At 58.2% G+C, this 24458-nt stretch carries 21 protein-coding genes; 14 read left to right on the top strand and 7 right to left on the bottom strand.

Annotated features, from left to right (window positions below):
• Nucleotide 1: 1 nt before the first annotated feature.
• Nucleotides 2-493, bottom strand: a complete 492-nt coding sequence (locus DRET_RS00775; protein WP_015750616.1) for a putative molybdenum carrier protein — start codon at nucleotides 491-493, stop codon at nucleotides 2-4.
• Between the two features lie 642 nt (nucleotides 494-1135).
• On the opposite strand from DRET_RS00775, the gene DRET_RS00770 reads away from it, so the two are divergent.
• Nucleotides 1136-1327: a ferredoxin gene (locus DRET_RS00770; RefSeq protein ID WP_015750615.1), complete on the top strand. Its 192-nt coding sequence runs from the start codon at nucleotides 1136-1138 to the stop codon at nucleotides 1325-1327.
• Between the two features lie 231 nt (nucleotides 1328-1558).
• Nucleotides 1559-2452 (top strand): glucose-1-phosphate thymidylyltransferase RfbA, encoded by an 894-nt coding sequence (rfbA, locus tag DRET_RS00765; RefSeq protein WP_041281796.1) that lies wholly within the window; start codon nucleotides 1559-1561, stop codon nucleotides 2450-2452.
• A 214-nt stretch (nucleotides 2453-2666) separates the two neighbouring features.
• On the opposite strand, the gene ltrA is transcribed toward rfbA, so the two are convergent.
• From ltrA to rimO, 6 genes are all read right to left on the bottom strand, one after another.
• On the bottom strand, nucleotides 2667-3923 hold the full coding sequence (ltrA, locus tag DRET_RS00760) for a group II intron reverse transcriptase/maturase (protein WP_244147912.1): 1257 nt from the start codon (nucleotides 3921-3923) through the stop codon (nucleotides 2667-2669).
• A 618-nt stretch (nucleotides 3924-4541) separates the two neighbouring features.
• Nucleotides 4542-4694 carry a hypothetical protein gene (locus tag DRET_RS13780; RefSeq protein ID WP_015750611.1) on the bottom strand — a complete coding sequence of 51 codons (153 nt, stop codon included), beginning with the start codon at nucleotides 4692-4694 and terminating at the stop codon, nucleotides 4542-4544.
• A 113-nt stretch (nucleotides 4695-4807) separates the two neighbouring features.
• Nucleotides 4808-5884, bottom strand: coding sequence for an aminofutalosine synthase MqnE (gene mqnE / locus DRET_RS00755; protein WP_015750610.1), 1077 nt, complete (start codon nucleotides 5882-5884; stop codon nucleotides 4808-4810).
• Nucleotides 5877-6767: a signal peptide peptidase SppA gene (gene sppA / locus DRET_RS00750; protein ID WP_015750609.1), complete on the bottom strand. Its 891-nt coding sequence runs from the start codon at nucleotides 6765-6767 to the stop codon at nucleotides 5877-5879. The genes mqnE and sppA overlap by 8 nt, the downstream gene beginning before the upstream one ends.
• The gene (locus DRET_RS00745) at nucleotides 6760-8487 is read right to left on the bottom strand and encodes a 30S ribosomal protein S1 (RefSeq protein WP_015750608.1); all 1728 of its coding nucleotides are present in this window, start codon (nucleotides 8485-8487) and stop codon (nucleotides 6760-6762) included. Before DRET_RS00745 ends, sppA begins: the two co-directional genes overlap by 8 nt.
• A 137-nt stretch (nucleotides 8488-8624) precedes the next feature.
• Nucleotides 8625-9941: a 30S ribosomal protein S12 methylthiotransferase RimO gene (gene rimO / locus DRET_RS00740; protein ID WP_015750607.1), complete on the bottom strand. Its 1317-nt coding sequence runs from the start codon at nucleotides 9939-9941 to the stop codon at nucleotides 8625-8627.
• Between the two features lie 357 nt (nucleotides 9942-10298).
• On the opposite strand from rimO, the gene DRET_RS12790 reads away from it, so the two are divergent.
• The 12 genes from DRET_RS12790 (at nucleotide 10299) to DRET_RS00680 (ending at nucleotide 24285) form a co-directional block, all read left to right on the top strand.
• Entirely contained in the window at nucleotides 10299-12686 is a 2388-nt protein-coding gene (locus DRET_RS12790) for a mechanosensitive ion channel domain-containing protein (RefSeq protein WP_015750606.1), read from the top strand.
• Between the two features lie 97 nt (nucleotides 12687-12783).
• Nucleotides 12784-13413 (top strand): XTP/dITP diphosphatase, encoded by a 630-nt coding sequence (locus tag DRET_RS00730; RefSeq protein WP_015750605.1) that lies wholly within the window; start codon nucleotides 12784-12786, stop codon nucleotides 13411-13413.
• A gap of 11 nt (nucleotides 13414-13424) precedes the next feature.
• On the top strand, nucleotides 13425-15248 hold the full coding sequence (glmS, locus tag DRET_RS00725) for a glutamine--fructose-6-phosphate transaminase (isomerizing) (RefSeq protein WP_015750604.1): 1824 nt from the start codon (nucleotides 13425-13427) through the stop codon (nucleotides 15246-15248).
• 93 nt (nucleotides 15249-15341) lie between these two features.
• Complete coding sequence (locus DRET_RS00720; protein ID WP_041282106.1) at nucleotides 15342-17081, top strand: N-acetylmuramoyl-L-alanine amidase; 1740 nt, start codon at nucleotides 15342-15344, stop codon at nucleotides 17079-17081.
• A gap of 121 nt (nucleotides 17082-17202) precedes the next feature.
• Nucleotides 17203-17604, top strand: coding sequence for a Fur family transcriptional regulator (locus tag DRET_RS00715; RefSeq protein WP_015750602.1), 402 nt, complete (start codon nucleotides 17203-17205; stop codon nucleotides 17602-17604).
• Between the two features lie 254 nt (nucleotides 17605-17858).
• Entirely contained in the window at nucleotides 17859-18239 is a 381-nt protein-coding gene (locus tag DRET_RS00710; RefSeq protein WP_015750601.1) for a desulfoferrodoxin, read from the top strand.
• A gap of 191 nt (nucleotides 18240-18430) precedes the next feature.
• Nucleotides 18431-18592, top strand: a complete 162-nt coding sequence (rd, locus tag DRET_RS00705; RefSeq protein ID WP_015750600.1) for a rubredoxin — start codon at nucleotides 18431-18433, stop codon at nucleotides 18590-18592.
• Between the two features lie 273 nt (nucleotides 18593-18865).
• Nucleotides 18866-20071: an FprA family A-type flavoprotein gene (locus DRET_RS00700; protein WP_015750599.1), complete on the top strand. Its 1206-nt coding sequence runs from the start codon at nucleotides 18866-18868 to the stop codon at nucleotides 20069-20071.
• Between the two features lie 116 nt (nucleotides 20072-20187).
• Nucleotides 20188-20901 carry a DVU0298 family protein gene (locus DRET_RS00695; protein ID WP_015750598.1) on the top strand — a complete coding sequence of 238 codons (714 nt, stop codon included), beginning with the start codon at nucleotides 20188-20190 and terminating at the stop codon, nucleotides 20899-20901.
• Between the two features lie 16 nt (nucleotides 20902-20917).
• Nucleotides 20918-22222, top strand: a complete 1305-nt coding sequence (locus DRET_RS00690) for a cytochrome ubiquinol oxidase subunit I (RefSeq protein WP_015750597.1) — start codon at nucleotides 20918-20920, stop codon at nucleotides 22220-22222.
• A 177-nt stretch (nucleotides 22223-22399) separates the two neighbouring features.
• Nucleotides 22400-23425 (top strand): cytochrome d ubiquinol oxidase subunit II, encoded by a 1026-nt coding sequence (gene cydB / locus DRET_RS00685; protein WP_015750596.1) that lies wholly within the window; start codon nucleotides 22400-22402, stop codon nucleotides 23423-23425.
• A gap of 143 nt (nucleotides 23426-23568) precedes the next feature.
• Nucleotides 23569-24285, top strand: a complete 717-nt coding sequence (locus DRET_RS00680; protein ID WP_041282104.1) for a PHP domain-containing protein — start codon at nucleotides 23569-23571, stop codon at nucleotides 24283-24285.
• Nucleotides 24286-24458 lie beyond the last annotated feature (173 nt).

Below are 24458 nucleotides of genomic sequence, written 5' to 3'. Positions count from 1 at the left end.
GTCAAGATGCGCTTCCCGGCTCCAGGCACAGATCGAGAAATTGCCGCCCCATGACCTCAATCCCCGGCGCCTCGCTCTCTCTGGGGCCGGCGACATTCAAAGTGCAGATACAATTCGTCCGCATCCAGTGCACCACCCGCGAAACCGCGGCCGTCCATTGCTCGCGATCCAGAGACACGCAGCACATTGCCCGCGGGCCACCCGGCCATGTATCACAGCGGGCGAAGTGAATAGTCAGCTCCGTCCCTCCGCACGGTTTTCCCACATACAGGACAAGGGTTCCGTCACTGTCGCGGACATTGCGAGCAGTGCGCACAGCGGGATCCACCACTTCGGTTTCCTGAAGCGGATACCGCGTGGGTACGGGGCCATCTTCCGCCCATCTGCCCCGAGGTACCCACCCCCCGCAGGGCACGTCGTTCTCCAGGGCCCAGTCAAGGGCCGCCCGATCGATCCCGGTCTGACCACCGGAGATGATGCGTAAATACCGCATTGCCAAGAACTCCCTACAAGTTTTCGGCTCTTCGTCACAGGGCATGGAATTTCAGACGCAAAAGTTTGCCGTCTCTTCTGTGTGCTTCGAGCGAAAGGCCCGCACATTTTCTTGGTCCCGCCAAAAGGGGGAAACCGGACCGCGAACTGAATGCTCCCAGGCGGATTTTGATGCAACAAGGGCCATCTTCGACACCTGGAGTTCTGTTCCACTTGAGAGTCCGGAGGGGGCAAGGATCCCCCTTTGGCGGGATTGAGAAAATACCGGGCCGAAAGTGGGTACACAGAAGAGACGGCAAACTCCAAAAATCCACAGGATCCATCAAAGAACCAAGTTTTCTGCCTAACCACGACCACTGCAAAACGTGCACTGCTCTTCGTCACTGCACGTCCATGCAAACGAGCGAGGCCGAAATTGGGGCCCGGTGCGTAATGCCCTCACGATGCACTCCGAGCACCGCTTCACGCCTCAAGACTTTTGAGTCGTACTCTGTACATGGGTCCCGGCCCACTGCCGGGAAAATCAGAGAACTTTCTCCGATCGCGCCCATTGCTGTCAGCTTTTCTTGTGTGCTATACGTCTGAGCCGTGAGGGAGTTCACGGGCTCCCCGGGCGTCAAACACTTTGAGTAAGGAGGCCAGAATGAGCAAGGTAGTGATCGATCACGACGAATGCATCGGGTGTGAAAGCTGTGTCGAAATCTGTCCTGAGGTCTTCGCCATGGACGAAGACGAAGGGAAGGCCTACGTCATCAAGGAAGAAGGCGGCCCGGAAGACCAGATTCAGGAGGCCATCGACAGCTGCCCCAGCGAATGCATTTCCTGGGAAGACTGACATACTCAGCCCCGGTCCTGCCGGGGCCTTCTTTTCTCAGCCCAGCCCATGCGAAACTGCGCGGGACGCCAGTCTCACCTCTCACGGTGCGCCTTGGTCCTGCAGGCAATCAGCCGCTCCCACGAGAAAACACCGGAGCGCAGCCTCCTCTTGCCCTTCCCTGCCCTTCAAGCTAACAACGCCCACGTCCTCACTGCGTCACTCGCTTCGGTATTGGAGAACGGAGTTTCCATGAAAGGCATCATTCTCGCCGGGGGATCCGGCACACGGCTGTATCCGTTGACCTGGGGCGTGAGCAAACAGCTTTTGCCCATCTACGATAAACCCATGATCTATTATCCCCTTTCCGTGCTTATGCTCGCCGGTATCAGGGAGATTCTGATCATTTCCACACCACAGGACATCCCCCGTTTCGAACGGCTTCTGGGCAGCGGCGAACAAATCGGGCTTCGCTTGACGTATAAGACCCAGCCGGAGCCGGAAGGGTTGCCCCAGGCGTTTGTCCTCGGGCGGGAGTTTATCGGCGACGACTCGGTCTGTCTCGTCCTGGGAGACAATCTGCTTTACGGCGAAGGGCTCTCGCGGATCCTGCAGCGGTGTGCCGCCCTGGAACAAGGGGGGATCGTTTTCGGCTATCCAGTCCGGGATCCGCGGCAGTACGGCGTGGTGGAATTCGACGCCCATGGGCGGGCCACGCGCATCGTCGAAAAACCGGAGAAGCCGCGGTCAAAATATGCGGTCCCCGGGATCTATTTCTATGACAATACTGTGACCGAGATCGCCGCACAGTTGCGTCCCTCCTCACGCGGCGAACTGGAGATCACGGACATCAACACCGCCTATCTCCAGGCTGGCACACTCCACGTCGAAGTCCTGGGCCGCGGGTACGCCTGGCTTGACGCCGGGACCCATGAATCCCTGCACCAGGCCGCGAGCTTCGTCCAGGCTATCCAGGAGCGCCAGGGATTCAAACTCGGCTGTATCGAGGAAATCGCCCTGCGCAAAGGATACATCACGCCGGATCAGGTCCGTGAACTCGCCGCTCCCATGGCCAAAAACGATTACGGCGCCTACTTGCTCCAGCTTGTCGAGGAACTGCACACCTACGGACAACCGGCCTCCTGACGGGGCGCGCCCCAAGGAGTTCCCCCAAGACAAAGCCTGCTTCGCCTTTTCCCCAATTTACACCCGCCCCCTTTTTCCGTGGTTTGGGCACACTTCAGCTCCCTGGCTCAGGCAGGTCACAATTTTTCCACTCCAGGGAGGAATCGAGTAGGAGGGGGCCTTGCGGCCCCCGTCCTCTCACACCACCGGGCATACGGTTCCGTACCACGGCGGTTCACCTGACACTTTGAGCTTTGCGAAGTTGATCTTGCAGTGACACGAGTCCAAGTGAATCAAAGTATTTCTTGGGGAATGCCTGGTTCATATGCGATGCGCCGGAGTTCCACCATGGCCCGCGGCCGTTGATGGCGGATTTCCAGGCGCGCTCTTCAGTCAGTCCCCGGCGAATCAGGTTCCTTGCTCGGGCGTAGGGTCGTTTCCAATGCCGCCACAGGATATTGCGCAATCTGCGGCGAATCCACATGTCCAGTTCTTCAAAAACTCCCTTTACCTCCGCCAGCTTGAAGTAGTTCATCCAGCCTCGCAGTTTCGGCGCAAGGGTGTCTATCGTCTTCTTGAGCGACCGTCCCCGCCCACGTCGAAATTCCTCCCGTACCGCCTGTTTCAGGCGTTTGACCACACTGGGCGCAACCTTGAGCCGCGGCTGCGTATGCCAGGTCATCGAGTACCCAAGGAATTTCCTTTTCCATGGCCGGTCAACCGCGCTCTTATCCGCGTTGACCCTCAACTTCAACCGCTCTGTCAGAAACCGGGTGATCGAGGCCATTGCGCGTTCGCCGGACCGTTTTGTTTGCACGTAGATATTGCAGTCGTCGGCGTATCGGCAGAACGCGTGGCCTCTGCGTTCAAGCTCCTTGTCCAGGTCATCCAGAAGGATGTTGGACAAGAGCGGCGAGAGGGGGCCGCCTTGCGGCGTGCCCTCCTTTCGTTTCGATGCAATTCCCCCCTGCATCAGCCCCGCTTGCAGGTAACGCCGGATGAGGACGAGCACCCGCTTGTCCTTCACCTTGCGGGCCACGCGCGCCATGAGCACGTCGTGGTTCACGCGGTCGAAGAACTTCTCCAGGTCCATGTCCACGACCCACCGTTTGCCGGCGGCAGCATGCTCCCGTGCCTTGAGCACGGCCTGATGCGCACTTCGACCGGGCCGGAAGCCGTAGCTGGATTCGGAGAAGTGAGGGTTGAAAATGGGGGAGAGCACCTGGTGCAGCGCCTGCTGTATCAGGCGGTCCAGCGCCGTCGGGATGCCCAGTTGGCGCACCCCGCCGCCGGGTTTAGGGATTTCCACCCCGAGCACCGGCTGCGGCTCGTACCGTCCGTCCAGCAACTCCTCTTTGATTCGGGCCCAGTTGAGCGTGCAATATCCCCATACGTCGTTGACGCTCATGCCGTCGACTCCGGGGACGCCTTTGTTGGCGCGTACACGCTTGTAGGCCGCAAGCATGTTCTCGCGTCCGACCACCGCTTCCATCAAACTCTGCTGCTCCGGATGGGAGTACTCCTTCGTTGCCGTGACGCTTGACGCACCACTACCGTACTCTCGGGGATTCCGTCCCCTACCCTCGGGTGTGGCGACGGGCGTCCCAGCCCGTCCTTCTGCGGCTCCGTTCGTCATCGAAATTTCGGGCTCCCGTCCCGTGTTAGATGTTCGGGCCTTCAGTCCGGTCGGGGGACCTACTATGCACTCGGCTGACTTCTGCCCGCCCGTCCCGACGCCTCGCGACGCCGGTAGCACATGGCAGGCGGACAGACCTCCCCGGGTAATGCGCACCCACCTTCACGCTTATGCCCGCCGCATATACGTCCATGCTTTCCGTACAAGTACAGGGCTTTGAAGATAATGGACTCCTTACCCGGCATGGCCGCCTCGTATGCGATTCCTGTTCGTCAGGCCAGCGTTTTGCCTGCGGCTTCCTTCAGATCCCACCTCGCGGTGGACACCCTTGCCGTCCGGCTAACAGTTCCCCTTGTCGGGCCTGTAGAGGACTTTCACCTCCAAGTGGGTGCGCCCTGCCGGGCGCACCATAAAAAAAGGCGGGGCCATAGAGCTCCGCCTTGAAAAGTTCTGATGATGACGACCGGTGTCGGCTCAGTGGTGCTCTTCTTCCTGATAGATTTCTTTGATCCGGAACAAGGCGGCGCCCACGATAACCACAAAATACACCAGGATGCCGCCGACGCCGAACATCCCCGGGACCGTGCTCTCACCCATATTCGAAAAAAGCGTGCCTAAAACGTCCATCTTCGTCTCCTCCCGATTTACGAACTGTCCCACAACGATTCTTGGCAGGTACCCCAAGACGACGCCAGCGTCAATTGGCCGCGCCATCCCCCCAAAAGAGCTCCGACTGGCTGTTACGCCGTCGCCACTGGCTGAAAAAAGGTATCCCGCTCCACTGCCGAGAACCCGGCGGCGGCAATGGCCTGCTCGAGTTGCGGCACCGTCATGCCGGCCGGGGCTTCTGCTCCAGCGGCGTGACCGATGCGTTCTTCGACCAGGGTGCCGTCAAAATCGTCCGCCCCCGCCCACAAAGCCAATTGGGCTGGTTTGATGCCGGCCATGACCCAATACGCCTTGAGATGCGACACATTGTCCAAAAAGAGGCGCGACAGGGCGATCATGCGCAAATAGTCCTGTCCATCCGGCCCCACGCCCCCGAGGCGGTTATTCTTTGGCTGATAGGGAAGCGGGATGAAACACAGAAAGCCCCCAGTTTCATCCTGGAGCTCGCGCAGCGCCTCGAGATGGTCCAAACGCTCCTCCCAGCCCTCAATATGCCCAAAGAGCATGGTCGCGTTCGTGGGCAAACCGAGCCCGTGGGCGATGCGGTGGATATCCAGCCACCGTTGTCCAGAGACCTTTTCCGGGCACAATTTCTGCCGCAGTTGCGGATCAAAAACCTCAGCCCCACCCCCGGGCAGGGCGTCCAGACCGGCGGCCATCAATTCTTCCAGGACGGTGGTCTGCGATTTGCCGTACGTATCGGCCAAAAAAGCGATTTCCACCGCGGTAAATGCTTTGACCCGAGCACCGGGCCGGGCCTGCTTCACGGTCCGGATCAGCTCCAGATAATACTCGTAGGGCAGGGCCGGGTTGAGCCCGCCGACGATGTGCACCTCCCGGATCGGGGCGTCCTGGCGTTCTTCAAGCCGGGCACGGGCCTGGGCAGCAGAATAGGTGAAACCGCCCTTTTCACCGCGCCGCTTGCTGTAGGCGCAAAAACGGCACCGATTTTCACAAATATTCGTATAATTCAGATGCTGGTTGTAAACATAATAGGCCTGACGGCCGTGGCGTCGTTCGCGGGCCAGAAGTCCGAGTTCGCCCAGGTCGTGGACCGTCGCTTCTTGGACCAGTTCCACGGCCTCCCTGCGAGACAACCGCCCGCCATGTTCAATTCTCTCACGTAGCGCGTCGAGTATATCACTCATAACGAAATTCCCAATGGGGTTCCCCGGTCATATCGGGCCACTGTATACTGACCGTGCTCAACAGCCATTGCCACAAGGACCGTTCCCGTTCCGGCCCTTCGACCAGCGCATAGTCGGTTCCTACCTGAGCTTTGTGCCGCAGCACGTCCAATGCGTCCTGCATTGAGCCCAGGGCATCGACCAGACCAAGGTCCTTAGCTTGGCGGCCGGTGTAGGCCCGGCCGTCAGCCAACCGGCGAACCACTTCCAGATCCATATCCCGGCCTTTGGCTATCGCCTGGACAAATTGGGCATGCATATCATCCACCATGCCCTGCATGTATTTCCGCTCGGCCTCAGTCATCGGCTTCGCTGCCGAGGTGGCGTCCTTGAGCGGACCGCTGACCACGGTTTCGTCCTCAATGCCGAGTTTATCCAAAAGGCCCTTGAAATTCTTCAGTTGCGCCTTGACGCCGATACTGCCCGTAATGGTCCCGGGGTTAGCGAAAATTGTCGGCGCCCCCACTGCAACATAATACCCTCCAGAAGCGGCCACAGAGCCCATGGACACCACCACCGGCTTGTCTTCGGCCAGAGAACTGACCGCGGAATAGACCTCCTGGGAGGGGGCAACCACACCGCCAGGCGAATTGATGCGCACCAAAACGCCCTTGACCCGGTTTTTCTGCCGCAGGGTCTCGATCCAATGCGTGACCGGCCGGGCGTTGGTCAATACGCCGCGGACATGGACCACCCCTATTTGGGGCTGGCCCCATCCCCCGCCCTGCCCGGACCAATACGAGAAAGCGGCCATGGCCCCCATAAAGAGGGCCACGGCCGCTGCAATCAGCATGAATCCGAAGAGAAACGGATGGCGTTGGCTGAAGTTGGGCGTCTTATTCACTGTCCTCAAGCTTCTGCCGGATCAAATCACCCAGATTGTTGCCACTCGGGGTAGCTGCACCGGGCTGATTCTTCAATTCGCGGTTGCGCTGCTGCTCTTCCTCTTCCTCGAACTGTTTGATGGACAGGCCGAGACGGCGTTCATCGCCACTGACATGGATGACCTTGGCGGACACCTCTTGCCCTTCCTCGAAATGTTCACTGGGGGTCTTGATCTTTTTCCGGCTCAATTCAGAGAGATGGACCAAGCCTTCAATGCCCTCTTCGACCTCGACGAAAAGACCAAAGTCAGTGATATTCGTGACCTTGCCTTCCACATTGGTGCCCACGGGATAGCGGGCCGGGATCTGGCTCCAGGGATCTTCAGAGAGCTGCTTGATGCCCAGAGTGAACTTCTCGTTCTCCTTGTCCACCGTCAGCACCTTGGCCTGCACCACGTCACCGACCTGGTACAATTCATTGGGGTGGCGGATCTTCTTGGTCCAGGAGATGTCGGAAACGTGGATAAGCCCGTCGATCCCATCTTCAATGCCGATAAACATGCCGAAATCGGTGATGTTCTTGATCGGCGCCTCCAGGACGGTCCCTTCAGGATATTTTTCGGAAACCACATCCCAGGGATTCGGCCGGACTTGCTTCATGCCCAGCGAGATCCGCTTGCGATCGGAATCCACGCCGAGGATGACCACGTCGACTTCGTCGCCGACCTGGCAGACCTGGGAGGGATGGCGCAATTTGCGGGTCCAGGACATCTCGGAGATGTGCACCAGACCTTCCACTCCAGGTTCCAGCTCAACAAACGCCCCGTAATCCACAATATTGGTGACCTTGCCGGAGAATTTCTCTCCTTCGGGGAACTTGTTGGCGATGTCCACCCACGGGTCCGGAACGAGCTGCTTCAGGCCCAGGGAAACCTTTTCGGATTCCTGGTCGAAATTGAGCACCTTGAGCTCCAGATCGTCGCCGAGCTGGACCATTTCTTTCGGGTGCCGGATACGCTTCCAGGCCATGTCTGTGATGTGCAGCAGGCCGTCGAGCCCGCCGAGATCGACAAATACGCCGTATTCGGTGATATTTTTGACCTTGCCGTGAACAACCTGATCTTCTTCCAGGGTCTTGAGCAACTCCTGACGCTTGGATTCGCGCTCTTCTTCCAGGAGAACCCGCCGGGAAACGATCACGTTGCTGCGACGGCGGTTGATCTTCAAAATCCGGAATTCGAAGTCCTGGCCGACCAGGGCGTCCATATCCGGGACTGGCCGCAGATCGACATGCGAACCAGGCAGGAACGCTTCCACGCCGTGGACCTCGACCACATAACCACCTTTGATACGGCGGATGATACGGCCGGTGACGTTCTCCTCGTTCTGCATCTTCTCATCCAGATCGTCCAGGACCTTCATGCGCTTGGCCCGCTCATAGGACAACCGGATGGTGCCTTCGAGTTCATCCTTGTGCACGACAAAGACATCGACCTTGTCGCCCACGGAAACCTTCAGATTTCCTTCACTATCCTGAAATTCGGCGATCGGAATCTCACCCTCGGACTTGAAATTCACGTCCACGAGAACGGATTCGTCACCGATACGCACGATTTCGCCGCGCGCAATGCTCCCGTCTTCAACTTCGCCGAAGTCGGGTTGGAGATAATCTTCAAGAGCTGCCTCGAAGCTCATCTCCTCGTTTTCGGTTTCAGCTTCTGCCGGAATGTTGGTTGACATTTGCGTCTCTACCATAAATACACATACCCCCTAACACATGGAATTTAACCCCGTGTAGCAGATACATTGGCGCTTGACAACTCTTGTCGACTAAAAATATAAATTTATGTTTTTAATATCTGTCTAGTTGATTTCATTTATTTTTCTTCCGGGACAAGCGCCACAAGGTCATACGTCTTGCTCTCCTCGATCTCGGCGTGCACCAGTTGGCCGGCCTGAAGACTGTGCCCGCTGACATAGGTCACGCCATCCACCTCCGGCGCCTGGAACCAGACCCGGCCCTGAAACAGGGTCGGCCAGTGCGGATCCGGTCGCTCCACCAGCACATCCATGGTGGTTCCCTGACAGCTCTCGAGAATCGTTTCGCTTATCTGCGCCTGGTCACCCATGATCTGCTCGCGTCGGTCGTTCTTGACCGCCTCGGGAACCTGATCCGGCAGTGTCGCTGCAGGCGTTCCCTCCTCCGCGTAATAGGGGAAGACACCGAGATTGTGGAAGCGCACCTCTTGGACAAACTGACGCAGATACGCGAAATGGGCTTCTTTTTCCCCGGGATAACCAACTATGAGACTCGTTCGCAGCGCCGCCTGTGGCAGAACATCCCGGACCGTTGCAATCACCCGATACGGGTCTCTGGCAAAAGGACGGCCCATCTGGGTCAGGATATCCGGATGGGCGTGCTGCAGCGGGATATCAAAGGAAGGGACGACGAGGGGGGCGCTGTCACGCAAAAAGCGCAGCAACTCCGTGGTAACGCCCACGGGATAGAGATAGAGCAAGCGGATCCAGTCCAGTCCCGGCACCGCCGACAGCGCTTCCACCAGCCGCTGCAGCCCTTGACGCATCCCCAGGTCCTGGCCGTAATTGGACACGTCCTGGGCCACGAGAACGAGTTCACGCGCCCCTTGGTCAACCAGCGAACCCGCTTCACGGACCAGTTCTTCGACCGGTCTGCTCTGGAGCGGGCCGCGCAACTGGGGGATAATGCAAAACCGGCAGGCGTGGTCACACCCTTCACTGATTTTGAGGTAGGCTGATGCCGGGCCGGTAGTCAGGATCCGTTCACGCCCCCCCGGAAACGAACGCCCCAGCGCCTGGGCCAGGCGCTCACCCCACTGGTCCTGCTCGGCAAGGGGAAGCCAGAGATCCACTTCCGGCAACCCGGCTTTCAGATCCTGCCCATAACGGGCCACCAGACAGCCGGTGACCGCCAACAGGGGGCGCGGCACCAGATCACTGATATCATCCGCCACTTCAAGAATTTGTTGCACCGACTCCTCGACCGCCGGCTCGATAAAGGCGCAGGTATTGATCAAAACAACATCCGCGCTGGTGATGTCCTGGGCCGGGGCATAAGCCCCGCCCAGGGCGCCAAGAAGGAATTCCGTGTCCACCCGGTTCTTGGGACAACCGAGACTTATCGTAAACACCCGTAAGGGATCGTGAATCGCCATATCTGCTCCGGTGCCTCACATATTGTCCTGAAACCGGCCATGTGTCCTGCCAACCGGTTCCGGGATGCAGAAGAGGGAACAATCGGACCTACGCCTCTCGCGGCCAATTGACAAGCCGCTTGAATTCACCAATCGCTCACACTATGTTGGCCTATCTGGAATGCTTTGCCCCACGGTCCACTACGCGCACCGTATTCTGAAAAAAGTTCCCTAGGATTGCAAAACAGCAACAATTTCAAATAGCTTTATGCGATGCACCTGACTGCGATCATGATGTTGCCTCACCGTCAGGGGACTTTTTAATCGGCTTGCGAAAGAAGTTTTTCAACAGGCACAGAGAAAAAAGGCGCTATACATATGCCCCAATCCCCTTTTTCTGAAAAACTCCCTTCTGTCGCAACGCTTCTTAGTCTCGTTTTTTTGACTCTGCTTCTGCCTCTTCCTGGGAGGGCCCAGCCTGAGGAGCCGGACACCGAGACCCAGCGCTGGGAAGCGCTTTTGGCCAACAAACAGGAAGAAGTCTCCGACCTTGGCGAACAGCTCGACCAGATCCAATCCACCTATGAGGCCAACACGGCCGAGGCCCAAAAACAGATCGAGGCCCTGACCGACGAACTCAACCGCTTGACCGCCCTGAAAGGGCTCTCAGCACACAACCCCCGGGAGACCCTTGGGCTACGCAACACGATCCAGTCTCTGACAACGCAGCTCAATTCGGACACCATGCCCCTCAGGGAAGCGCAGAGTCGGCTTGAGACCATTGCCCACGAACTCGATGTGCGCCAAAAGGAGTTGCAGGAAACCACACCGCCCACGCCCCAGGGCCAAAAAACGTTGGTCAATTACCAAAAAGACCTGAAAAACCTCCAACGCCGGGCCAATACCCTGGAAACCCGGATCCAAAAGAGCCTCGCCCCAGCTCTAGAACTGGAGAAGGAACTCAACGCGACTGTGACCGCCCTGGACAAAACCTTGAGTTCGGTCTGGCGGCAGTATTTCTTTGAACCCTCTCCAACGTTGCTGGCCTTTCAGGATCCCGGGAGCATGCAACCCCTGACCCGCTGGATGAAATACCTGCCCACCTATACCCGTGTGGTCCTTTTGGGGGATATCGACTGGTTTGCACTGGGCTCCGTGGTGCTGGTCTTTTTCGCCTTGTCCATGCTCCCGATTCATCTCTGGATTTTGCCGGCGCTGGAAAAGAGTTCGCTGCAGCTGACAATGCGCGAGATGGCGCCCCCCTTGTATTGGGTAGCATTGGGCCTGGCCCTGATGGTCTCCACAACGATCCTCCCCAGTGGTCAGGGCTGCCTGGTCCGCAGCTTCACCCAGCTTTTTTTGAGTTGGGGCATCATGCTCGCCCTTTGGCCGTTGCGGCAGTATCAGCTCGGCGAGAACGCCCCGCGGCGCAACCACATCCGCCTTTTGTGGACGCTGTATGCCATCGCCGTCATCCTCCAGGATATCAATCTGCCGCCCCTGTTTTTGGGTCCGCTCTGGGCCGGAGTGCTGGTCATGGGGGCTATCTGGAGCAAGAAGCGGTGCACGCCGGACAAACCGAAACTGGAACGGTCCATTTTTGGGGCCAGTATCCCGTTTTTCATCCTCCTCATTATCGGGTCACTCACCGGATATGTCCATTTCACGCTCTTTCTCACCGCTGCGTGGTTTGTTTTCTGGCTCGCGGTCCAAATCGGTACCGGGATGGCGGCCTTATTGCGGTCCTGGAGTGCCCAGACCTCACCGGCGCTGCTGGAAAACCTGCTCAAAGGCGTAGCGCAAGGAGTGGGATATCCCCTGGTCTGGCTGGGGGCGCTGTCCCTGTTGATCGGCTGGCTCGGCTACAGTCTTGGCGGCTATCCCTTCCTGAACGAACTGCTGCAGCTCAAGGTGGGCTGGGGCAAGGTCTCCTTCAATTTCATGCGCATCCTGGGGGTGGTCATCGGGTTCTATATCGCCCGCTCCGGCCTGATCATCCTGCGGTCCCTGTTCGACAACGTCATCCGCAAACAGGACCACTGGGAAAAAGGCACGGCCGAATCCTTGCAGACGATCATCTCCTATGCGGTTTGGGGGCTTTTTGCCCTGGCGGCCATGTATTTTCTCGGCTTCAATTTCACCAGCCTGGCTGTTATCGCTGGTGGTTTGAGTGTGGGTATTGGTTTCGGACTCCAGAGCATCATCAACAATTTTGTCAGCGGCCTGATTCTGCTTTTCGGACGCTCCATCCAACCCGGTGACATCGTGGACCTTTCCGGAACGTGGGGTCAGATCAAACGGGTCAACATCCGCACAACTGTGGTCCAGACCTTTGACAACTCGACTATCTTCGTGCCCAATGCCGAACTCATCGGCGGGCGGATCACGAATTGGACCCACAAGGACATCAGCCTGCGCCGGCGGATCGATGTTGGGGTGGCCTACGGCTCAGACACGGAAAAGGTCAAACGGCTCTTGCTTGAGCAGGCTCGGAAGCACCCCCAGGTCTTTCGCTACCCGGAGCCCTTTGTCCGGTTTGCCAACTTCGGCAACTCGACCCTCGATTTCATTTTGTATTTCTGGTCCGACATCAATAACGGCTGGCATGCGGAATCCGATCTCCGATTCCAGATCGACCAGGCTTTCCGGGAAAACGGAGTCGAGATCGCCTTTCCGCAACAGGATCTGCACATCCGGTCCGCCGCGGGTTTGGACCCGTATCTCGCCCGGCCTGCCTCTGCTACCGGGAACACCAGCGAGACATGACCAGTTGTGGAGGACAGCCTCCAGCAAAACGCTTGTGGGGCCTGAAACCACGACCTGTTCGGGCCCCGCGCCGGGAATCCCTTTTCAGGAGTAAAAAATGACTGAGATCGTCCTTGCCACCGGCAATGCAGGAAAAATCAAAGAACTGCAGGCCATGTTCGCCGCCAGCGGTCAGAGCCTGACCATCCTGGGGCTTGACGCTTTTCCGGATATCGGTCCCCTTTCGGAAACTGGCACCACTTTTGAGGCCAATGCCCTGGAAAAGGCCCGGGCAGTTGCCGTCGCCACACAGCGCATCGCCATCGCCGACGACTCCGGTTTGGAGGTCGATGCCCTGGATGGTGCGCCCGGCGTCCATTCAGCCCGGTACAGCGGCCCTGGAGCCAACGATTCACGCAATAACGCCAAGCTTCTGGAAGCCTTGGCTGACATCCCGGCGGAAAAACGTACCGCCCGATTCCGCTGCGTCCTGGCCGCGGTAGCCCCTAATGGAGCGGAATTGACCGTGGACGGGAGTTGGGAAGGAGTGATCGCCGAAAAACCGGCCGGCGACAACGGCTTTGGCTACGATCCCCTCTTTTTCGACCCGGAATGCGGCTGCACCAGCGCCCAACTGCCGCCAGCGGAAAAAAACAGCCGCAGTCACCGTGGCAAGGCGTTGCAGGCTTTGGCTGGTCAATGGTCCCGGTTCGCGGCTCGCGCCGCCTCCCCCAAAACCTCCGAGTAAAGAGATCTGATATGTGTGGAATCATTGGTTATGCAGGTCACCGTCCCGCTGTTCCGCTTTTGGTCGAAGGATTGCGCCGCCTGGAATACCGGGGATACGACTCGGCCGGAGTGGCGTATCTCCAAAACAAGGGCCTGCAAGTGGTCCGCGCCGAAGGGAAACTCAAAAATCTTGAGCACTGCCTGACCGAATGCCAACACCTGCAGGCGACTTGCGGCCTGGGGCACACCCGTTGGGCGACACATGGCCTGCCGACGACCCAAAACGCCCACCCCCACCAGGACGAAGGCCAGAACATCGCCCTGGTCCATAACGGCATTATTGAGAATTTTCAGGAACTCAAGCAATCCCTCGAGGCCAAGGGGCACCACTTCGCCTCCCAAACAGACACCGAGGTCATTGTGCACCTTTTGGCCGACAATCTTGGCCATCAAAATACATTGCCCAAAGCCCTGGCCGCGACACTGCACCAGATCGAAGGGTCCTATGCCCTGGCCTGCATCCATCGCGATTATCCTAATGAAATCTGGGCTGCTCGCCATTCCAGCCCCCTCTTGCTGGGCGTGGGGCAGGGGGAAAACTTCATCGCCTCGGATATTCCAGCGTTTTTGAGCTCGACCCGGGATGTCGTGTTTCTCGAAGACGGCGAAGTCGTTCGTTTGACGCCCAATTCCTGGGAGGTCTTCAGCGCTGCGGACATGCAGCCGGTGGGCAAAACGCCGCAACGGATCGAATGGGATCTTCAGGCAGCGCAAAAGGGCGGTTTCAAACACTTCATGCTCAAAGAGATCATGGAACAGCCCCAGGTCATTCAAGACGGAATCGCCGGGCGCATTGACGACGCCACGCAGGAGGTGGTCCTAGACGAGATCGCCGATCTCCCGATTCCCGGGCGGTTGCACATCATCGCCTGCGGCACTTCATTCCACGCCGGTCTGTGGGCCAAATACCTCATTGAAGAATGGGCCCGGATCCCGGTCCAGGTGGAGGTTGCTTCCGAATTCCGCTACCGCCAGCAGGTCTTTCAGGAGGGTGACCTGGCCCTGGCCATCAGCCAGTCTGGAGAGACTGCCGACACCTTGGCGGGGATGCGCATTGCGCGGGAGAACAACCTGCCCATTGTGGGCCTGTGCAATGTGGTCGGATCCTCGGTGGCCCGGGAATCCGACGGAACTATGTACACCCAGGCCGGTCCGGAAATCAGCGTGGCCTCGACCAAGGCCATGTGCTCGCAAATGGTGGCGTTGCTCCTGCTGGCCATCGCCTGGGGGCGCAAAAAAGGAACCCTCTCCGCTGAAGCGGCGCAGCAACTCACAGGCCAATTGCAACGCTTGCCCCACACTCTGAGCACGGAACTCGAACGCATGCGTCATGCGGCCCAGCGGCTGGCCACCCAGTTCAGTAAAGCCAGGAGTTTCTTCTTCCTCGGACGTGGCCTCGGATCACCGCTTGCCCTGGAAGGGGCCCTGAAGCTCAAGGAGATCTCCTATATCCATGCCGAAGGATACGCTGCCGGAGAGATGAAGCACGGCCCGATCGCCCTGATCGATTCGGAATTTCCGACATTCGCCCTCGCTCCTCAAGACAGCCTGCTGCCCAAGGTCGGCTCCAACCTCCAGGAGGTCCAGGCCAGAGGGGGAAAGATCATCGCCCTGACCCATCCCGGCACGGACATCCCGAGCGATGAACGGTGGGAGGTCCCGCAGATGGGCTCCGCTCTGGACAGTTTCCTGTTCTTGCCAGCCCTGCAACTTTTTGCCTATGAAATGGCTGTATATCTTGGCAAAGATGTTGACCAACCGCGAAATCTGGCCAAGAGTGTGACTGTCGAATAAGGAATGCGCTGAACGGGTATCATGCCCCTCCCGGACGAGATTACGGACTCATACGGGAATACACACACGTCTGAGCTTTTCCGGGCTGTGACAATGAGAACTTTGCTGCCGCGTACGTGTATCGCCCTTTTGCTGGGGGCCCTGCTCTTCGGAGGCCTGAGTGGCCTGCCGGACAACCGGGCTGTGGCTGCCACGTCCACGCAATTGTTCCAACACGGCTGGAAATCATTCCACAGTTTACGCAAAAACGCCGAACGGGCGCGCTTCCGTTCGTCCTGGATGCAGGTCAAAAACACGTTCTGGGAGTTGTATCAACGCAATCCCAACGGCGGCTACGCCCCAAAAGCGCTCTACTATCTGGGCCGGGTCTACAGTGAGCTGGGGCAGCGGTCCTATTTGCGCAAAGACTTCCGGCAGGCGACAGACTACTACCAGCGCGTGGTCACCCGCTTTCCCCGCCACAGCTGGTCCGACGACGCCCAATTGCGCAAAGCACGCATCCACCTCGAGCATCTGGGTGAAAAAAACCAAGCGTATCTCGACCTGCTTTCCGTGGTCCACAACTACCCCGACGGCGACATGTACGCCAAGGCCAGATCGCTTCTGGACCAACTGGACCGCAAGAAGGAAGCCGCCCCAGCCTCTGCCCAAAAGGCGCCCCAGCCGAGCCCAAAAAAACAATCCCCCAAGCCCCAGAAGGCCTCTGCCGCAGCCGGTATGGAGAAATTGCTCCGCATCCGGCACTGGAGCAGCGACGACTACACTCGAGTCGTTTTGGATGTCAGCGGGGAAGCCGAATTTTCCAAGAAGCTGCTCAAGCCTGACCCCAAACTCAACACCCCGCACCGTCTCGTCGTGGACCTGCAAAAGACCCGTCTGGCCGACAAATGCGAAGAGGCCCACAAAATCCGGGACGGACTGCTGCGCCGGGTACGGACCGGGCAGTACCGCCACGACACCGCCCGGGTGGTGCTGGATATTGAAAAACTCGACAAATACCGTGTTTTTTCCCTGCAAAACCCCTACCGCGTGGTGCTCGACGTCTATGCCCCAGAAGGCGGCCGCTCCAAAAGCGCGCCCCAGGTCGCCGGATACCAGTTTGACGCCAAAAGCAAAAAATACACCTCCAGCCTGGTCGAACAGCTCGGCCTGACTATCCAGACGGTCATGATCGATCCGGGCCATGGCGGCAAAGACCCGGGCGCGGTCCACGGCGACATCTACGAGAAGGACATCAACCTCTCTGTCGCCAAGACCCTCGGCGCCAAACTCAAAAAGCAGGGATTCGATGTCCTGTACACCAGGACCAAGGATGTCTTTGTGCCTCTGGAGGAGCGCACCGCCTTGGCCAATTCCAAAAAAGCCGACCTCTTTATTTCCCTGCACGTCAACTCGCACCGCAAAGCCAACGTCCAGGGGTTTGAACTGTACAGCCTCAACTTGGCCAAAAGCAAAGACGCCGTGCGGGTCGCAGCCCGGGAAAACGCGGTCTCTGTCAAAAAAATCAGTGACCTGCAGGTCATTCTCACCGACCTCATGCTGAACACGAAAATCAAGGAATCCAAACAACTAGCCAAGAGTCTCCATGCAAAGACCCTTGCCCACTCCCGCCAATTCTATTCGGTCCGTGACCACGGTGTCCGGGAAGCCCCTTTTTACGTCCTGATGGGGGCCAAGATGCCGGCCGTTCTTGTGGAAATGGGCTACCTCTCCAATCCGACTGAACGAAAGCGATTGCTCACCGCTAAGTTCCAGCAGCGCATCGCCCAAGGCCTCGTTCAGGGGATCACCGCCTACAAACAGACCATCGACAATTACGCCCGGCTGGAATAGTTCGCACCGGGGCTGCGCCACTGTGCTCCGAACGAGGCAGGAAGCTTGACGAAATTCCTGCTTGACAGTCTCTTTTCAAGTGTATAGTAATAATTATCAATTCCAATTAAGGGAGGGCGCCATGACCCATATACCCGAACTTCGCATGACCCGACAACGTCAAGTCATCCTTGACGAACTCCGCTCTGTGACCACCCACCCCACGGCCGATGAAGTCTACGACATGGTCCGCAAAATTCTTCCCCGGATCAGCCTGGGGACGGTCTACCGCAACCTCGAACTCATGCATGAGGCCGGCATGGTGATGAAGTTGGAGACCGCCGGGATGCAAAAGCGTTTCGACGGCAATCCAGCGCCCCATTACCATATCCGCTGCATCAATTGCGGCATTGTCCGTGATCTGGAGCTTGAAGACAAAGGACACGACCTTGAGTCCACGCTGAAAACCGATTTCAAGGTCTTGGGCCACCGCCTTGAATTCTACGGCCTGTGCCCGGCCTGCCAAAGCCCGGTCGAGCATTGACTGTAGCGTCCCGTCCCAGGAGCAGCTGAATGCTCGCCGGACGGCCCCCTTTTTGCTTAGGATTCACCGCGCTTTTGTTCTGAAGAGTTTATACTGCAGTCTTTCTCGAACAGCTCACAGCTCGCGGTCACATTTCCCGAAAAAGAGGGTTGCCATTTAAGGCTCTTCTTCTTAGCGTACAAAATACTACCGTTGGTTTTTTGGCACCTCCAGCGGTTCCCTGGAACGAAGTCCAATCCCAAAGGAGAAGACGTATGCCTGAACAATTGCAAGTGTACAAATGCGAACAATGCGGGAATATTGTCGAAGTCCTGCACGGCGGGGCTGGCGATCTGGTCTGTTGCGGTGAAAACATGAAATTGATCGAAGCCGGCACCGTTGACGCGGCCAAAGAGAAACACGTCCCGGTCATCGAGAAGACCGACAAGGGCTATAAGGTCAGCGTTGGCTCCGTTCCGCACCCCATGGAAGAAAAACACTACATCGAGTGGATCGAACTTATTGCCGACGGCAAAGCGTACCGGCAGTTTCTCAAGCCAGGCCAGACGCCTGAAGCGGAATTCTGCATCGAAGCCAAGGCTGTCACCGCACGAGAGTACTGCAATATCCACGGTCTGTGGAAGGCTGAAGCCTAACTGGGCAACCTGCCCTTCACGCGCAGGCCTTGCCCCTGAGCGTCGACAAAAAAACACTTTCGAAAAATGGCCCCGCGCGCCCAAGAGGGCGCGCGGGGAATACTTTGCAGCCGTTAGTTACCTAGTAGCGGCCTACTTGTGCCGCCGTTACAACTGCTATCAAAGCCGTATCAACGAAGGAGATTGAACGTATGCAACGCTGGGTATGTACAGTGTGCGGCTATGTCTATGATCCGCAAGAAGGCGATCCCGACAATGACATAGCCGCAGGGACAGCCTTTGAAGACCTGCCCGAGGATTGGGTCTGTCCCGTATGCGGGGCGGGCAAGGAAGACTTCGAAAAAGAAGACTAAGATACCGCCCCTGGCCGCACGGCCGGGGGCTTTTGTCAGCCACCCGGAAAAAGACGGTCGATTGGACTGTTTTTTTCCGGCTTGCCGACATGCCGTCTGAACCGACGGCTGAAATGGACCGCACGGCAGGAAAGAACGCCGGGTGCTGACACAAAAAGGCCACAGTCGCTGAGCACTATCCAGGCGCCGGGCCTAACGGGGAATCAACAAGACAGGGACGGTGTTCGTCGCCTGACCAGCCTCCATCTTTCAAATCGCATTGGAGAAGTGAACATGTCTGTCACCGAACTGAAAAAAGATATTTACTGGGTCGGCAGTGTCGACTGGAATCTGCACAATTTTCACGGGTATTCCCAGGCCCATCGGGGCACCACCTACAACGCGTATCTGGTTATCGACGAAAAAATCACCCTCTTCGACACCGTTCCCGCGAAATACAGCGGCGAACTCATGCACCAGATCCGGCGCCTGATTGACCCCGAAAAAATCGATTACATCGTGGTCAACCATGTCGAACCAGACCACTCCGGCGCTCTGCCGCATATTGTGGACACCATCAAACCTTCGAAAATCTTTTGCTCTCCCATGGGCAAACAGGCCATTGGCGAATACTTCCACCGCGACGACCTGCCCCTGGAAGTCGTCAAGAACGGGGCCTCCATTTCCTTGGGCAAACGCTCCGTGGAGTTCATGGAAGCCCGGATGCTCCACTGGCCCGACTCCATGTTCTCCTTCATCCCTGAAGACAAGCTGCTCATTCCCAACGACGCCTTCGGCCAGAATTGGGCCGGCAGTGAACGGTTCGACGACGAAGTCGATCTCTCCATGCTCCTGCGGGAGGCGGCCCATTACTACGCCAACATCATCCTCCCCTTTTCGCCGTTGGTCCAAAAGGTCCTGGGAAAAATCCAGAAGGCCGGATGGGACATCGACATGATCGCCCCGGACCACGGCCTGATCTGGCGCAGTCACGCCAAGGAGATCATCGAGGCCTATGACCGCTTCAGCAAACAGGAGCCGCAGCAAAAAGCGGTCATTGTCTACGATACCATGTGGCACAGCACTGAGCAGATGGCCAAAGCCATCGGCGACGCCCTTATCGAGGAGGGAGTTCCCACCCGGCTGATGCACCTCAAGGCCTACCACCACAGCGACGTCATGCTCGAGGCCTGGGACGCTGCGGCCATCATTTACGGCTCCCCCACACACAACAACGGGATCATGCCCCTGGTCTCAGACATGGCTACTTATATGAAAGGTTTGCGCCCTGCCAACAAGATCGGTGCCGCTTTCGGCTCCTACGGCTGGAGCGGGGAATCGGTGAAGCATCTGACCGAACTGTTGGAAGGCATGGGGTTTGAACTCCCTGTCGACGGAGTGCGCTCCAAATTCCGTCCAAACCACGATGAACTCGCCCAGTGCAAAGAAATGGGCCGGCAGTTGGCTGCGGCGATCAAAGAAAAAGTCAACGCTTCCTGAGCAGGCGGCAGACGCAGTCCCCGGCAGGCCACTCAGGCCTGCCGGCTGTCCCTTTTCATGTCCCGCCTCACGGCCACAAAAAGACGCAACACAGCTACTTGTGAGGAACGTTGCTTATGGACACCGAGTTCACCTGTGGACGAAACGCGAAACGAGCTGTCCTCTCGGCCCTTGGACAGGACGATCCGTTTGCCCATTTTTCCAGACTCCTGGAGTCCTTCTCCGCCCAGCAACTCGTGTGCCCGCTCTTTGGGGCTGTGCTCCAGACCGACCCCAACATCCGGTGGCACGGTGTAACCGCTTTCGGTCTGCTCCTGCCACGGCTCTGGGACGACAGTCCCGAACGTGCCCGAGTGCTCTTGCGCCGGTGCATCTGGAATCTCAACGAGGAATCCGGCGGCATCGGCTGGGGCATGCCGGAAGCCATGGCCGAGGCCATGAGCGCAGTCCCGGAATTGGCGGACGAATTCCACAAGGTTTTCCTGTCCTACATCCATGAAAAAGAGGGGCCAGACAACTATATCGACCACCCCCCGTTACGGCGCGGAGCCTTGTGGGGAGTGGCCCGCTTCGCCCAATCCCGCCCCGATCTCGCGAGCCGAGCCTGCGCAGACCTGCACCACCACCTCATGACCGAGCAGGATACCCCGTGTATGGGTCTGACCTGCCTGGCCCTGTCACAATTGCCGGAGTGCGGTCTGCCGGAACATCTGGGAGACCGTTTAGACGCGCTCCAACAGGAGCCGCAGACTATTGAGTTGTATTGGAACCGCACGCTGCGCGCGGTGACCGTGGGCGAACTGGCGCGCCAAGCCGTCACCACCCAATAACTTTTCCGGAGGACACATGGATCCGTTGCTGCTGTCCCGCCTCCAATTCGCCATGGCCACGATGTTCCACTTCCTCTTCGTTCCATTGACGTTGGGGTTGTCGATTCTGGTGGCCATCATGGAGACCCAGTATGTGCGCACCCAGGATGAAAAGTACAAGCGCATGACCAAATTTTGGGGCAAGCTGTTCATCATCAATTTTGTCCTGGGAGTCGTGACCGGGATCACTCTCGAATTCCAGTTCGGAACCAATTGGTCCAGATATTCCGAATATGTTGGGGACATCTTCGGGTCGATCCTGGCCATTGAAGCCACGGCCGCCTTTTTTCTCGAATCGACCTTTCTGGCGGTTTGGATCTTCGGCTGGAAGCGCGTCTCCCAAAAAGTCCACCTCCTGTCTATCTGGCTGGTGGCCTTTGCCGGCAACATGTCCGCATTGTGGATCATCATTGCCAACGGCTTCATGCAAAATCCCGTCGGCTATGTCATGCGCAACGGCCGGGCCGAACTCGCCGATTTCATGGCCGTGGTCACCCAGCCCTTTGCCTGGCAACAATTCATCCACACCTTGGCTGGCTCGTATATCCTGGCTGGTTTTTTTGTCATGGGCATCAGCAGCTACCATTTGCTGCGCAAACAACACATCGATTTCTTCACGACCTCCTTTCGCTTCGGGCTGATCATGGCTCTGCTCTTCTCCATCGTCGAAGTCGGCCAGGGACACTTGCACGGGGCGGAAGTGGCCAAGATCCAGCCGGCCAAACTCGCCGCCATGGAATCGCATTGGGAAACGCAAACCCACGCTCCCCAATACCTGTTTTCCATCCCGGACGAAAAAAACGAACGCAATCTCGTCAATTTCCTGCCCATCCCCTCGGGCCTCAGTCTGCTGGCCTACCACCGCGCTGATGCGGAAGTGAAAGGACTCAAAGATTTTCCCAAGGAGGATCGCCCTCCGGTCGCCCTGACCTATTGGTCCTTCCGGGTCATGATCGCCCTGGGTTTTCTCTTCCCGGTGCTCAGCATCTGGGCTTGGCTGCGGCGCAAAAAACTGACCGAGAGCCCCTGGCTCCTCAAAACGCTCATCTGGGCCATTCCCCTGCCGTACATCGCCCTGGAAGCCGGATGGATGGTAGCTGAAGTGGGGCGGCAACCGTGGATTGTTCATGGGCTCATGCGCACCAGTGACGCCGTCTCCCCGGTGGCCGGTTCCCAGGTGGGGTTTTCTCTGGTGGCCCTGACCCTGCTCTACGCCGTACTCGGGGCGCTGTGTATCTATCTCCTGTTTTATTACGCCCGAAAAGGCCCGAGCGAAGCCTAAACGGCCGGGGCCAGAATCTTCCTTTTCAAGGCGGCACGAATTCCAGCACGCGGGACCTGGGGCAGTCGCCACCCCCGTATCCGCCGTCAGCGGCGAAACACCGTGTGCCGCTTTGCACTTTCAGGAAGATTCCCAACGGGTTGCCAAACCATTTATTGACAACGGGGAGAAGACCATATGCTGGAGACCATCTGGTTTGTTTTGTGGGGTGTCTTATGGGCCGTGTATTTCGTTCTCGACGGGTTTGACCTTGGATTGGGAACGATCATGCCGGCCGTGGCCCGCACAGAGACGGAAAAACGGACACTGCTCAACGCCATGGGCCCGTTTTGGGACGGGAATGAGGTCTGGCTGATTACTGCCGGAGGCGTTACCTTTGCTGCCTTCCCCACCACATACGCTGTCCTGTTCAGCGGTCTGTACACGGCATTGATGCTTTTATTGATCGCCTTGATCATCCGTGGGGTGGCCCTGGAATTCCGAAGCAAGATCGAAAGCCCGCGGTGGCGTAACATTTGGGAAAAAGCCTTTATCGTCTCAAGCTTTCTCCCGGCCCTGCTCCTTGGCGTGGCCTTTGCCAACATCTTTCAGGGGCTGGCCATCAACGCCGAAAATATTGTTCAGGGTGGACTCCTTGGACTGCTCAACCCTTACGGGCTCCTGGGCGGCCTGCTTTTCGTCCTCCTTTTTGCCCTGCACGGCAGCTTGTGGCTCGGCATCAAGGCGCGGGGCGAACTCCAGGAACGCGCCGCACGTCTGGCCCGGGGGTTGTGGCCGGCTGTGGTGACCGTCCTGCTGGCGTTCCTGGCATTTTCCGCGACCACCACCCAGCTTTTCGGCAACTACCTGCAGACCCCCTGGTTGATGGTCGTCCTGATCTTGCCCATTCTGGGGCTGTTCGGCAGCCGGCTCTTCCTGGGGACCCGGCAATGGTGGTTGGCCTGGGGTGCCTCAGCCGCAACCATTGCCGGGACCGCGATGTTCGGTATTATCGGGAATTATCCGGCCCTGCTGCCGTCCAAGCTCAATCCGGCCTACAGCCTGACCATCACGAATTCATCCTCCAGTCCGCTGACCCTGAAGATCATGCTTGGTGTCGTCCTGGTCTTTGTCCCGCTGGTCCTGGGGTACCAAATCTGGGCCTACCACCTCTTCCGCCACCCCATCAGCGAAGACGACCTCAGCTCTGACGAAGCCTATTGACGTTATCGCCGCGCTTCAGCCTCTCCGGCTGAAGCGCGGCGATAACGAACCAGATCTCTTTCGCCGGCTTCCTGATTCTGCCTGCAACACGACCGCTTCGCTGGGACTTGACCTTCCGCACCGCACTGGTCATGCTCCAGGGTATGTCACTTTCATCCTGGCATATTGATTGCCACGTCCACTCCAGCTGTTACTCGCCCTGCTCCCGTCTGCGTCCCGAGCAGGCCTGCCGCCTGGCATCCGAACGTGGCCTGGGGGCGATCGTCTTCACCGAACACCAGATCCAGTGGCCACAGGCTGATCTGCAGATCCTGCGCAGTCGCTCCCCCGGATTGGCCATTTATTCAGGACTGGAACTCTCCCTGGCTGAAGGATTTGATATCGTCTGCCTCTTGCCAGAGATCGATCTCCAGCTGCCTTACGGCCTGAGCTTGGACGCCCTGGAACACGCCTTGGCCCCGTTTGGAGATGAGGTCTTCTGTTTCGTCGCCCATCCCTTTCGCTTTCTCGACCGTTGGGATCCCGATCTCGACCGGATGGCGCCACTTCTGCACGGGGTGGAAATGAACTCGGTGAATATCCTCCGCGGCCAAGCGTGCTGGGAAGGGGACCGGCTTCTGCCGTGCAGGCACGAACTCTATAGACAGCTGGCCGACACCGGGCTTGTCCAGATGTTCAATTCCGACGCCCACCTCGCGGAGGCCATTGGGACCGTGTCCACCAGGATATCCCTGGCACACCAGGATATCCCAGCGGACACCGGAGAACTGGCTGCGCTTTTTCGGCAGCACCCCCGGACCTATGAACACCAGAACACAAACAGTCTCTGGCCTCTGGTTGCCGGAACGGCAGGAATATAGCCGTCTGCAATACCTGAGAACAAAGAAACGGTTTGGATTTTTATCAACCGAGGGGATATACATGCCCCTTGACCCGGTGGAACCGGCTCCGGGATGATGGGCACGGCCTGGAAATCTCCCCCAATTGCTCTAGGTCACTTTTCCAGGCCTGGGACCAATTCCGGAACCAGTCC

The sequence above is a fragment of the Desulfohalobium retbaense DSM 5692 genome (assembly GCF_000024325.1).
In the GTDB taxonomy this organism is placed as follows: Bacteria; Desulfobacterota; Desulfovibrionia; order Desulfovibrionales; family Desulfohalobiaceae; genus Desulfohalobium; species Desulfohalobium retbaense.
Note: the sequence above shows the minus strand (reverse complement) of the source record. Positions and strands in the feature narration are given on the sequence as shown.